General features: G+C 60.1%; 9 protein-coding genes and 1 rRNA gene. 6 read left to right on the top strand and 4 right to left on the bottom strand.

Features of this window, described 5'->3' with window-relative positions:
- Positions 1 to 24: 24 nt before the first annotated feature.
- Complete coding sequence (locus AC19YY_RS26995) at positions 25 to 363, top strand: hypothetical protein (RefSeq protein WP_029300706.1); 339 nt, start codon at positions 25 to 27, stop codon at positions 361 to 363.
- 14 nt (positions 364 to 377) lie between these two features.
- Here AC19YY_RS26995 and lapD read toward each other — a convergent pair whose 3' ends face one another.
- Positions 378 to 2,324 carry a cyclic di-GMP receptor LapD gene (lapD, locus tag AC19YY_RS26990; protein WP_170058215.1) on the bottom strand — a complete coding sequence of 649 codons (1,947 nt, stop codon included), beginning with the start codon at positions 2,322 to 2,324 and terminating at the stop codon, positions 378 to 380.
- Between the two features lie 14 nt (positions 2,325 to 2,338).
- Positions 2,339 to 3,031, bottom strand: coding sequence for a cysteine protease LapG (gene lapG / locus AC19YY_RS26985; protein WP_169957166.1), 693 nt, complete (start codon positions 3,029 to 3,031; stop codon positions 2,339 to 2,341).
- 266 nt (positions 3,032 to 3,297) lie between these two features.
- Between lapG and AC19YY_RS26980 the strand changes: the two genes are divergently transcribed.
- From AC19YY_RS26980 to AC19YY_RS26960, 5 genes are all read left to right on the top strand, one after another.
- Positions 3,298 to 4,008, top strand: a complete 711-nt coding sequence (locus AC19YY_RS26980) for a GntR family transcriptional regulator (protein ID WP_169957165.1) — start codon at positions 3,298 to 3,300, stop codon at positions 4,006 to 4,008.
- A gap of 544 nt (positions 4,009 to 4,552) precedes the next feature.
- Positions 4,553 to 5,323 (top strand): DUF3050 domain-containing protein, encoded by a 771-nt coding sequence (locus tag AC19YY_RS26975; RefSeq protein ID WP_169957163.1) that lies wholly within the window; start codon positions 4,553 to 4,555, stop codon positions 5,321 to 5,323.
- Positions 5,320 to 6,267: a diiron oxygenase gene (locus AC19YY_RS26970; protein ID WP_500605121.1), complete on the top strand. Its 948-nt coding sequence runs from the start codon at positions 5,320 to 5,322 to the stop codon at positions 6,265 to 6,267. Before AC19YY_RS26975 ends, AC19YY_RS26970 begins: the two co-directional genes overlap by 4 nt.
- On the top strand, positions 6,264 to 9,653 hold the full coding sequence (locus tag AC19YY_RS26965) for an amino acid adenylation domain-containing protein (RefSeq protein WP_500605120.1): 3,390 nt from the start codon (positions 6,264 to 6,266) through the stop codon (positions 9,651 to 9,653). The genes AC19YY_RS26970 and AC19YY_RS26965 overlap by 4 nt, the downstream gene beginning before the upstream one ends.
- A 22-nt stretch (positions 9,654 to 9,675) precedes the next feature.
- Positions 9,676 to 10,137 carry an SRPBCC family protein gene (locus tag AC19YY_RS26960; protein WP_170043802.1) on the top strand — a complete coding sequence of 154 codons (462 nt, stop codon included), beginning with the start codon at positions 9,676 to 9,678 and terminating at the stop codon, positions 10,135 to 10,137.
- 52 nt (positions 10,138 to 10,189) lie between these two features.
- Here the strand turns inward: AC19YY_RS26960 and AC19YY_RS26955 are convergent, their stop codons facing one another.
- Both AC19YY_RS26955 and rrf read right to left on the bottom strand, forming a co-directional pair.
- On the bottom strand, positions 10,190 to 12,070 hold the full coding sequence (locus AC19YY_RS26955) for a methyl-accepting chemotaxis protein (RefSeq protein WP_170058220.1): 1,881 nt from the start codon (positions 12,068 to 12,070) through the stop codon (positions 10,190 to 10,192).
- A 263-nt stretch (positions 12,071 to 12,333) separates the two neighbouring features.
- A 5S ribosomal RNA gene (gene rrf, locus AC19YY_RS26950) occupies positions 12,334 to 12,443 on the bottom strand; the annotation flags it as partial.

The raw sequence follows: 12,443 nt of genomic DNA, 5'->3' as shown, positions 1-12,443 counted from the left end.
AGTTCTCCTCATGAGGGATGTTCAATGTTCTACGTGCAACGTGATGCACAGGGTGAGCTGATTCGCGCCGAAGCGGTTGCCTTCGCCGAATCGACCGGCACCCTGCCCGCGGATCATCATGAGATCCAGGCCTGGTTTGCCAATGAAGAAGCGGAGCTGAGCCTCAAGCAGCTCAAGCACAGTGACTCGGAGATGATCCGGGTGCTGGAAGACTTGATTCAGGTGCTGATCCAAAAAGGCGTGATCAACCTCACGGACCTGCCGGTGGCTGCCCAAGCCAAGCTCAAGGACCGTAGCAACGCACGGGAATCACTGGGTGGCCTGAGCCACCTGATCAATGATGATGAGACCGGCCTGATCTGAGGCCGGCCACGGCCTCAGCGCCAGGGCGCCGGCTCGCCAAACAGCTGGCCCTGCACGCCAAAAATCCCCATCTCGCGAATCACCTGCAACTCACCTTCGGTTTCGACCCGCTCGGCAATCAGCGGCAAGTCGATGCTGTGGGCTGCGCGCTGGATGGCTTCGATAAACAGGCGCTTGTCGCTTTCCTGGTCGATGTCGCGGATGTAGCTGCCATCGATCTTCAGGTAGGCCAGGCCCAGGCGCGCCAGGTTGCCGATCATGCTGAAGCGCCCGCCAAAGCGTTGCAGGCTGAGGGAAAAATTCAGCTCCCGCAGGCGCTGGGTCAACTGCTCCAGCACGGCCTGTTCAGGCAGTTGCTCTTCACCGATTTCCAGGGTCAGGCGCGGGCCCAGGTTGGCATGTTGGCGCAATAAGTCGAAGACGCGGTTCAGGGCTTGCGGGTCTGCCAGTGTGGCCGCAGACAGGTTCAGGGCCAGCGACTGCTCATGGCTGGCCATCTGTTTGAGCACCAGTTCCAGCATCACCCGGTCCAGGCGCGCCGACCAGCCAAAGCGCTCAAGCCAAGGCAGGAAGCGCCCGGCGGGGATGGTATGACCCTGGTCGTCGACCAGTCGCGAGAGGACTTTGTAATGCAGGATCAGTTGCGGATCCTGAGTGGCCACTACCGGCTGGAAGTACAGCTCGAAGCGTTGTTGGGTCAGCGCCTGGTCCAGCAGGGTGTGCCAGGCATGGTGATCGTCGCCGACGCTGGCGGCCGCGCTGTGGTCCAGGCACACCCAGCTGACATCCCCCAGGGTCTCGGCCTGGGCCAGCGCCTGGTCGGCCAGGGTCAGCAGGGCTTGCGGCGAATCACCGTGATTGAAAGGCGCCAGGCCAATACAAGCGACCGGCGACACATCACTGGCACCGGTGGCTTGCAGGCTTTGCAAGGTGCTTTCCAGGTTCTGCGCCAGCTGCAACGCCTCTTCACGCATCAGCCCCGGCGCCAGCACGGCGAATTCGCCACCGCGGATTCGGGTGACCAGGTTGTGGGTTTCCGGGTACGGCTCGCACTGGCGCAGCAGTTGCTCGCCAACCGCCTGCAGCAGTTGGTCGGTACGCTGGCCGCCGAGGCGCTGGTTGAGGCCGGCCAGGTCCTTGACCCGCAGCACCAGCAAGTAGCCTGAACTGGTCTCTTCGGGGTTGCTGACCCGCGCGTTGAGTTGCATCTCGAAATAGCGACGGTTGGCCAGGCCTGTGAGGTTGTCCTGATAGGACTCCACCCGCAGCTTTTCGCTGCGCTCGGCCTGTTCCTGGAATAGCGCCTTGAGCTTTTCCACCATCTGGTTCATCGCCTGCACCACGCGGCGCAGTTCCGGGGTGCGCGGCAAATCCGGCAGGCTCAGGAACTCGCGGCGGGCAATGGCGTGGGACTGCTTGACCATGTAGTCCAAAGGCTTGAGCTGGCGGCGCAGCAACAACGCGCCCAGCACCGCACTGACGGCGCCGCACAACAGCAGCCAGCCGAGGCTGCCCAGGGCGCTCTGCCACAGCTTGGCCAGGGCGAACATCGGATGGCTGACCACCTCGACCCGCGCCGCCTGCTCCCAGCCACGGCTGACCAGGGCGTCGCCACCGGCCGGCTCCAGGCCGATCATCTTGACGAACCAGTTGGGCACGCCGTTATTGTCGGGGATGCCGCTGCGCTCGACGATGACCTGGTCATTGGTCACGTCGATCACGCGGATGCTGGCGTAATAACCGCTGTCGAAGATCGAGCTGACCAGCAGCTCGACCATCGCCGGGTCGTCGATATTGGGCGTCAGGGACAGCGCCAGGGCGGTCGCCGCATCCTGCGCGTGGGAGCGCAACTGGTTCACGTATTGGGTACGCGAGCTTTCCAGGCTGACCATGAAGCTGCCGCTGAAAGCGACCACCAGGAACAGACAGATAGCGATCAACAGCTGTTTGAACAGTGACATCTGAACAGTTACTCCTAGTTGGCCGGCTCGGCTGGGAAGCCTTCCGCACGCATTTTTTTCAACACATCCTGCCAGCGCGACAGGCGCTTGGTGTCGCCGACCTTTTTGTTGCCCTTGGCGCCCGGCAGGTACAAACCTTCGGCGTTGAAGGAGTAGACCGGCAGCAAGTCGGTCCGTTGGCTGGCAGGCTGGATTTCGTCGATCAGGCTGTCGAGCACCAGCGGCATGGCCTCTGGCGTCGAATAATAGGTCAAGACCATATGGGCGCGATTCTGCCGCAATGCCTTGACGTAGGTAATGCGCAATTTGTCGCTGGAGACACCCAGGTGCCGGAGGCTGAAATATTTGGCGATGGCATAGTCTTCACAGTCGCCGGCGCCCTTCCACAGGGCTTCGATGGGCGTTTCCCAGTAATCGACCTGGTTCCACAGGTCGATGTCTTCGACATAGCGCACCCGTTTGTTGAAGAACAGGTTGACCACCTTGAGCTGCTCCAGCTCGCTGCCTTGTTTTTGCGTGGCCAGCAGCCGCTGCCAGTCATCGATACGCTGCTGGCCCGCGCCCAGTGGCCCATAGAGCGTGGTGGCACGCCGGCTGATCTGGGAGAAATCCCAATCGGCATGCAGCCCGCCAGGCAACAAGCCAGCCAGCAGCAGCGCTGAAAACAACCAGCACAGGATCCGCGAAGGAGTAAAACGTACCGCCAATGGCTTCAGTCCGTAGAAAGAGACGGAGAATCAATCGATGGTGAAGGGTCGGTCGGCAAAAGACAATGGCACGGTGCAATCACTGAGCTTAAGCAATCGCGCCTTGTAAGACGCCAGCAAGCCATAATGTGCGATGAAAAACCGCGCTGTTGAGTCGCTTACAAAGGGAAACCTTGCCTGTTTGACAAGCCTGCATGCAATCTCTAGTGTTCTTTGGATCCAATTAGCCAAAACCCATTCCAACAAGAAAGGAGGATAGCGTAGTCGTGACGCACAAGCCGAACCCTTTGAGCAGCATCAAGATCAGTGGGCCCATTCCCGCTCACCTCGCCCGCTCCGTTATTGAAGAAACATTGCGCAACGCCATACTGGATGGCCGCCTGCCTTGCGGCACCGCCATGCGCCAGCAAGAGCTGGCCAGCCTGTTCGGAGTCAGCCGTATGCCGGTGCGCGAGGCCCTGCGCCAGCTGGAAGCCCAGTCGCTGCTGCATGTTGTCACCCATAAAGGCGCCGTGGTCGCCCCGCTGATTGAAGATAACTCGGCGGAAACCTACGCCCTGCGAATTCTCCTGGAGTCGGAGGCGTTGCGCTTGTCGATCCCATTGCTGGGCACAAGTGATATCGAGCAGGCGGGTGCCTTGATCGACACCCTTGAGCACGAAACCGACTACAACGAAATCGGCCGGCTCAACCGCCTGTTTCACATGGCATTGTATGGCAAGGCTCCCAACCAGCGGTTGTTGAGCCTGGTAGAGCACGGGCTGAACGAGGAGGAGCGGTTCCTGCGTTTCAACCTCGAAGCCATGGGGCTGGGCGAAACTTCCCAAGAGGACCATCGCGAGTTGCTCACCCTGGTCGCGCAGAAAAAGGTCGAGGAAAGTGTACTGACCCTGCGCAATCACCTCATGCGCGGGATGGAAGTGATCACTCACTACCTGAACGGCCTCGAGCAGGAGAACGACAAAGGGGCGCGTTGATTTCTCCCGGCTTTAGCCGCTACGTGCGCGACCTGGATTGCCAGGCGCCGCACACGTCCAAAGCCGGCCTCTGCTGCCGTCACCCCTTGGCCGCTCCGGCAACCGACTCGACATTGACCGTCAGGAAACATCCAGCATTGCAAATGCAAAAGCGGATTTAAGCCTGGTCATTAAGTCCAATAATTTAAAACCTGCAAACAAGGAGGAAAGTTCTCACATCGAACAGTAAGCTCGACTACGAAACATTCCTTCCTGCAAAAAAACCTTATACAACTCTTAAAGTATTTGAATACTTAACCAAGTGATTATCCTTTAATTGGTCTTGGCACTTCAGTCGAAAGCGTAGGCACAGGCTTAGGCACGGCTGTGGACGACAAACTATCCAATAAGTCTAAGTTGCTTTGTCACTACTTGTTGCTTGCCGGATAACCAAGCCAGCCGTGTCATTCCCATGACTGCGCGACGCAACACTTACCTGTAATGCACACTTGGTTCTAAACAACCTTTTTATTTGAGTCGGCATAACGACTTATAGGCATTAAGCATGTTTCAACTCCAAGAACTACTCAGACAAAAAAAACTGCAACTACATGAACATCCGATTTTCCTGGAAATCAACTCTTTCCCGCAGTTACAGCACTTTATGCAGAACCATATTTTCGCCGTCTGGGACTTCATGACCCTGACCAAACGCCTGCAACAGGACCTGACCTGCGTGCGCCTGCCCTGGCTCCCGCCGGCGGACCCGCAGGCCGCGCGGCTGATCAACGAAATTGTCCTCGACGAGGAATCGGACCTGCGCCTGGGCGACGGGCATAGCAGTCACTTCGAACTGTACCTGGAGGCAATGCGCGAGGTAGGGGCCTGCACCACCACCATCGAACGCTTCATCGCGTTGCAGCGAGAGGGTGCAAGCCTCGACAGTGCCTTGGCGCAGATCACGCTTGATCCTGCGGTAGAGCGCTTTGTGCGGCACACCCTGGACGTCGCCCTGAACGCCCCGACCCACTGTGTAGCCGCGACCTTCCTGCATGGCCGGGAAAGCGTCATCCCGGCGATGTTCAAGCGCATCCTGCAGGGCAGCGACGTCGCCCACCGGCAGGCCCCCAGCTTGTGCTACTACCTCCAGCGCCACATCGAGCTGGACGCTGAGGGCCATGAGCCGGCCGCAGAGCGCCTGCTCCGACGCCTGACACTGGCGGACCCGGTGCTCGAACAACAGGCCTGGAACGCCGCCCTCAGCGCCGTAGAGAGCCGCATTGCCTTGTGGGACGGCCTGCGCCAGCACGCAGGCCGCCAGGAGGTGAGCCTGTGAACGCCCTCGACTATCGCTCGTTCGCAGCCGACTGGGAGCATCAGGCGACTATCCGCACTCGCCCGCGACGCCTGCTGGAAGATGACGACAAGTTGATCTACCCCCTGTGTCGCCAACCGCTGGTACTCAGTGCGGGTTTTCTCGAGCACTGCCCGCAGTGGCGCGATTTTGTGCTGGTGCAGACGCTCTACAAATTCCTCAACGACGTGGTGATCTTTGAGACCGAGATCGTCGATAGAACCGCACGGAGCATCGCCAAGAATCGTTTTTCAATCCCCTTCCCTACCGCGTGCCGCTACGACGCCATGACCGTGGTGGTCGATGAGGATTATCACGCCCTCGTTGCCCTGGACTTCATGCAGCAAACGCAGGAAAAGACAGGTATTGCCCCGCTGCCGCTACCGGCCGCCATCGAGTTGAGCCGTGCCATCCCCATCGCTCAGGCCCAGGCACCGGCGCATCTGCGTGATGCGGTGGAGCTGGTGTGCGTGGCGATTGCCGAGAACACGGTCACCCATGACGTGGCGGCGTTTGCCAAGGATGACGGCGTCAAGCAGTCGGTCCGGGGCCTGATGGCCGACCACCTGGCTGACGAGGGCCGCCACGCCAGCTTCTGGACCTGCCTGGTAAGGCTCTACTGGCAAACGGCAAGCGAAGAGGATCGCGACGGCATCGCCCGAACCCTGCCGGTGTTCCTGCAACACTATTTGACCAATGACCTGCAAAGGGACTTCGACCGACTGTTGATCGAACATCTGGATGTGCCGGCGCACACTCGCCAGGCGCTGCGGGTCGAGGTACAGACCCCGGCCTTTCCCATCACCCGCCAGCACCCGCTGATCGGCAACATCATGGGGTTCCTGCGCCGCAGCGGGTTGCTGCAAACCTCGTGTGTCGCCCATGCGTTGAGTGCCTACCTGCCGGCAGCCGGGGGCCAGTCATGAGACGCCTTGGGATTAGCCTGGTCGGTAGCAGTGCGGCCTTGCATGAACTGGGGCAGGCACTGCAACCCTATGGGCATGACCTTGCCGCGCAGGCGCCGGCAATCGACTTGCTGATTGAAGATGGCACCCAGCCCCTCGCCCAGGAACTGGCCGGCGTGACCAGGATGAGCCTGCGCCTGTGCATCGGCCCGATGAGTGAGTGTGGCCTGCCAGCCCTGCAAATACGCTGCTATGACCGCACACGCCAGCTGCTGGCCGCGCTGGATCTGACACCGCCAGCCTGTGGCAACGGCCAACGACTGCGACGCCAGGCAGTGACGCGCCTGGTCGAGTGGGTCGCGCTGCAGGTCAGCGGCTTTTCGCGCAACCCCGGGCACTTCACACAACGTGCTAGCGCCGCCACGTTTGCCGAGCAGAGCCTGCAGGGCCTGGAAGGACTGGCCTACCTGCATCGCCTCAACCGGACCGCTGACCCAGCGCTCCTGCAAAAAGCCCGGACGCCGCTGATCAAACAGTTGGAGCAGAGCTTGCGGGTCTTCGCCGACCGGCCGGCCCTGGAGATTGCCGGGCTTAGCCTGAGCTATCGACAGCTGTTGCGACACAGCCTGGCCATCCGGCAGGTTCTACAACCCTTGCTCGGGCCGGGGCCGGCGCCCGTGGTCGGGATCTGCCTGGGCAAGTCGATCGAGTTGTACGCCAGCATTCTGGCGACCCTGGGTTGCGGCGCGGTGTATCTGCCGCTCGAGCCGGGCCACCCGCTGCCGCGCCAACGAGCCATGCTGGAAAACGCCGGGGCCGTGGTGTTGCTCGATGATGGCCAACATCCCTTGCGCAAGCATTTCATGGCGGTGGACGTCAGCCGCATGGACAGCCAGCACGTGGACGACAATTGCCCCTTGGCGCTCACCTCGCCCACGGCTGATAGCGCCAGCATGGTGCTTTACACCTCGGGCACTACCGGCCAGCCCAAGGGGGTGTTGCTCAGCCAGCAAAACCTGGCGCATTTTTCGGCGTGGTACAGCCAGCATGTCGAACTCAGCGAGCACAGCCGTGTACTGCAATTTTCGTCCGTGAGTTTCGACTCTTCGCTGGTCGATCTCTTTCCAGCCCTGAACCAGGGCGCGACCCTGATTGTTCCCAGTGAAGAACAGCGTCGTGACCCACTCCAGTTGGTTGAACTGATCCAGCAACAGCGCGTCACCCATGCCTTCCTGCCGCCGGCGCTGTTGAGCCTGCTGCCAATGGACCGACCGTTGGGCCTGCAACACCTGCTGACCGGCGGTGATATCTGTGAGCCCCATGTCATCCGGCAGATGGCCGGGCAATGCGCCTTGCACAACCTCTATGGCCCGACGGAAGCCACAGTGCTGGTCAGCAGCCGTCGGATGCAGGCTGACGACAGCAACCTCAACCTCGGCATACCCATCGCCAACAGCCAGGTGCTGATCCTCGACGAGCAGCGCCAGCCGGTCGAGGACCAGGTAGTTGGCGAGGTGTATATCGTCGGCCCCGGGGTGAGCCTTGGGTATCTGAACCAGCCACGCCAGACCGCCGAGCACTTTGTGCGCCTTGGGCTGCCTGACGGCCAGGCCTTGCACGCGTACCGCACGGGCGACATGGCGAAATGGACGGCCGAGGGTATCGCGCTGGTCGGGCGCCAGGACCAGCAGGTGAAGATCCGTGGTTTTCGGGTCGAGCCCCAAGAGATCGAGCAGTGCTTGCGCGCCAGCCAGCTGTTTCGCCAGGTCGCGGTGGTGATTGACCGTGATCGACGGGTCCTGGCGTTTGTGGCACAGCCTGATCCCAATGGTTCGGGCGCAGCCCTGGCCGCGCTCAAGCAACATGCCAGGCAAATGCTGCCGGACTATATGCAGCCGACCGTGTGCACAGAGCTGACGAGCCTGCCCTCTGGCAGCAATGGCAAGGTTGACCGCCAGGCCTTACTGGCGCTGACGGTTCAAGCCGTCTCGGAAAACCCTCAACGCCCCCCCCAAACACCGCTGGAAGGGCAATTGCTGGGCCTGTGGAGTGAACTGCTGGGGTTGCCGGTCGACGAGATGTCGACTGACGACAGCTTTTTCCATCTCGGCGGTCACTCCATTCTGCTTTCAACCATGCTCCTGCGGATTCGCGAGTTGTACGGGCGCAGCCTGCCCCTCAACCGGTTTATCGAAGCGCCAACGGTGCAGACCCTCGCCGCGTTGATGAGCGATAGCCTGCCAGGTGCTGCCCCCAGCGACCGGGCGATCAGCGACGCGCTACGCGCGCTGGACATAAGCCTGTTGCCAGGAGCGCGCGCGGGCAATCGCCACAAGGCGATCGTGACCGGCGCCAACAGCTTTTTGGGTGTGCACATCGTCGAGGCCTTGCTGATGGCCGGAGCGACAGAAGTCGCCTGCCTGGTGCGCGAAAACCCAGGGCAATCAGCCGCTACACGGTTTGCCGAGGCGTTGCGTGAATACCGCCTGGAACACCTGGACCTGAGCCGCGTGCGGGTGTACGCCACCGACCTGCACCGACCTCGCCTGGGGCTTGAGGCCCATGTCTATGAACACCTCGCCCGCCAGTACGGGGTGCTGATACACAGCGCGGCCCACGTCAATCACGTCATGGACTACGCATCGCTGGCCAAGGACAACGTGGAACCGGTGCTTGAGTGCCTGCGACTGTGCGAAACCCACTGTAAGAAGGTGCTCAATTTTGTCTCCACATTATCCGCATCAAGCAGCGTCGGAGCCGACGGGCAGGTGCTTGAAGCGCCTGCGGCAAGTACCCCGCCGCTCTACATCAAGAACGGCTACAACCTTTCCAAATGGGTGGCTGAACGCCTCTTGGGGCGCGCTGCGGGGCAAGGCGCCTGGATCAACATCTATCGCCCCGGGAACATCAGTTTCAATAGCCGCAACGGCGTCTGCCAACCACACAAAAACCGCCTGATGCTGATGCTCAAGGGCTCGCTGCAGCTGGGCCGGGTGCCACGCCTGGGCTTGAACTTCGACCTGATGCCGGTGGATTTCCTGGCGCAGTTCATTGCCTTCCACAGTGGCAACTGCGTTGCCGAGCGCAGCGTGTTCAACCTGCACAATCCGCAGCCACTGCGGTGGGAAACCTACGTGGAGTCGTTCCGCCAGGCAGGTCATGCGTTCGAATTGGTAAGCGTGGCGGATTGGCAACACCAGCTAGGTGAAGTGGGTCGCGAGAATGCCCTGTTTGGCGTGCTCGGGTTTTACCTCAATGGGCTGGGAGAAGACATTGGCGATATCTCGATGATTCGCCACGAGAACGCACGCTATGGCGTCGAGCAGATGGGCATGCAATACCCCGAAAAAGCACCCGCGCTGTTACGCAGAGGGTGCCAGTACCTCAATGCCATCGGCTTTCTGTGACACCGCCACCAGGGAAAAAATTATGAGACAGCTGCAACCCGATACGTTGATCCAAAACCCCGTGGGCAGGCCTGTGGTGTCATCTGTGGCGATTGCCTGCAGCGCCGTCAACCTGTGGGGGGTCGTGGGTCGCTTCGCAGGCTTTGACGCGTTCATCCCTGCCCTGGCAAGTATCACGATGATCGGCAGCGGTGTGGGATCGCTGCGCAAGAAATGCTTCCACGACGGCAATGTGGTCGTGGAACAGCTCAATAGCCACGATGCGCAGGCGATGCACATGACCTGGACGACGATCTATAACACCTTGGGCGTGGCCCGGCTGTGGGCCGCAATGAGCGTTGAGTCGCTGGGGGAGAATCAGGCGCGGGTGACCTGGACCATCATCGCCGAACCCGTTGATGCCAGCGACAAAGAGGGATTTGAACAATTCATCCAGGCCTTCGCCGACAGTGCACTGGATAACGTGCGCCGACTGCTTGGCTGAAAAAAATGGCGCAGTACATTGCTGCACTGCGCCACATTGACTGGCAGGGTGATCAGATCTTGAAACTGTCGACCAGTTGCTTCAAGCGATTGGCTTGTTGTGACAGCGCGTCACAGTCTTTCAAGGTCTCGTTGAGGTTGGCCACACCTTGTTGGTTCAGCAGGTTGATCTGGTTGATATCAACATTGAGCGTCTCCACCACGGCGGTCTGCTCCTCGGTGGCAGCGGCCACCGACTGGTTCATGCCGTCGATCTCGACGATACGCTGGGTCACGCTGATCAAGCGTTCACCGGCCTGGTTGGCAACCTCGACGCTTTCTTCGCTGGACACCTGGCTGGCATTCATCGTGGTCACGGCTTCGCGTGAGCCGATCTGCAACGAGGTGATCATCTTGTGGATCTCCTCTGCCGACTCCTGGGTACGGTGGGCCAGGTTGCGCACTTCGTCAGCCACCACGGCAAAGCCACGGCCGGCTTCACCAGCACGGGCGGCTTCAATAGCGGCGTTGAGGGCCAGCAGGTTGGTTTGCTGGGAGATGCCTTTGATCACATCGAGGATATGGCCAATGTTGTCGGTACTGGCATTCAAGGTTTCGATCTGCGTGCAGGACAGGCTGATCTTCTGCGACAACTCGGACATCGCCAGGATGGTTTTCTCTACGACCTGGCGACCGTCATCGGCTTGCTCGCTGGCGCCACTGGCGTGTTGCGAGGCGTCAGCGGCGTTACGGGCGATTTCCTGGGTGGCGGCACCCAGTTCGTTAATGGCCGCGGCAACGCTGTTGGTACGGGCGCTCTGCTCGTCAGAACCGATGATCGAGGCGTTGGACGATGCCATCACGCGCTGGGAAAGATCGTGTACATGCCTGGTCGCCGAGGACACTTCGCTGATCGAGGCATGGATACGCTCGACAAACTGGTTGAACGCACCACCCAGCTCACCGAATTCATCTTTGCTTTCCACGACCAGGCGGCGGGTCAGGTCGCCCTCGCCCTGGGCAATGTCTTGCATGGCGCGACCCATGGTGGTCAGCGGGCGCATCAGCACCTGGATCAACAGGCTCAGCAATACGGCAATTGCAGTGACGGCAATGAACATTGCGATCAAGGCGGAGGTGCGGAACTTACTTAGGGGGGCGTAGGCTTTGTCTTTATCGATCGACAGCCCTATGTACCAGTCCGCACCAGGCAAGCCGCTGATCGGGGTGAAGGACAGGATGCGGTCCTGGCCATTGAGGACCACATCCTGGTTGATCTTCTCAATACGGACGGTGCTGCCCGGATAGATATCCTTGAGGTTTTTCATTACCTGTTCTTGGTCAGGACTGACAATCACCTGCCCATCGCCGCTGACCAGGAACGCGTGGCCAATCCCGCCGAAGTCCACCGAGTTGATGATCTTCACCAAGGTTTGCAGGCTCAAGTCGCCACCCACTACACCCAACAGCTCACCATTTTTCTTGACCGGCATCGCGATGGTGACGATCAAACCACCGACGGCGGCCATATAAGGCGGGGTCAGCATGGGTTTGTCGGCAGCGACCGCTTGCTTGTACCAAGGGCGCTGACGCGGATCGTAGCCATCAGGCATTTTCGCGTCAGGACGCTGGGTGAAGACACCGTTGGTGGAACCGACGTAGGTGAACTGGAAGTTCGAGGTGAACGCCGGTTGATCAACCAGGCCGGGGAGGTCGGCATTGCTGCCTTGGTGAGCAACGTTCTGCGCAAGGTTCTCCAGGACCAGCACCCGGCCACTGAGCCAGTTCTGCACACTGCTGGCAGTCAGGTCACCCGACTGCTGGATAGATGACTCCAGGTTTTGCCTGATGGTATTGCGCTGCAGGTAGTCGTTGTACAACGTAAACAGCGCGAAGGCCAAAACCACGACGCCTGACGCGGCCAACAGAATTTTATGACTGAACTTGAGATTCATTTCATCGACTTCTTTTTGCCAAAAGGGGGTGAGCGTGCCGAATGCAACGTTCCATGTACGGTATAGGCGGACTCTACGACCGCTCTATTTCGGTGCACGCATGGCTCATCAGGCTTTCGGCCAAGGCTGGATAAATCTTAGGAATTTGTGGGATACATCTTCTTTTTATGTAAGAAGCCGACAGGCGGTCAGGATTGGACACTTAGGTCCCCAGAACAACAAAACCCCCGTCTGCGCTAGCAGACGGGGGTTTCGGAATTTAATCTTGACGATGACCTACTCTCACATGGGGAAACCCCACACTACCATCGGCGATGCATCGTTTCACTGCTGAGTTCGGGATGGGATCAGGTGGTTCCAATGCTCTATGGTC

The organism is Pseudomonas sp. MF09156 (assembly GCF_059862305.1).
This window is presented reverse-complemented; position numbering and strand designations above follow the sequence as displayed.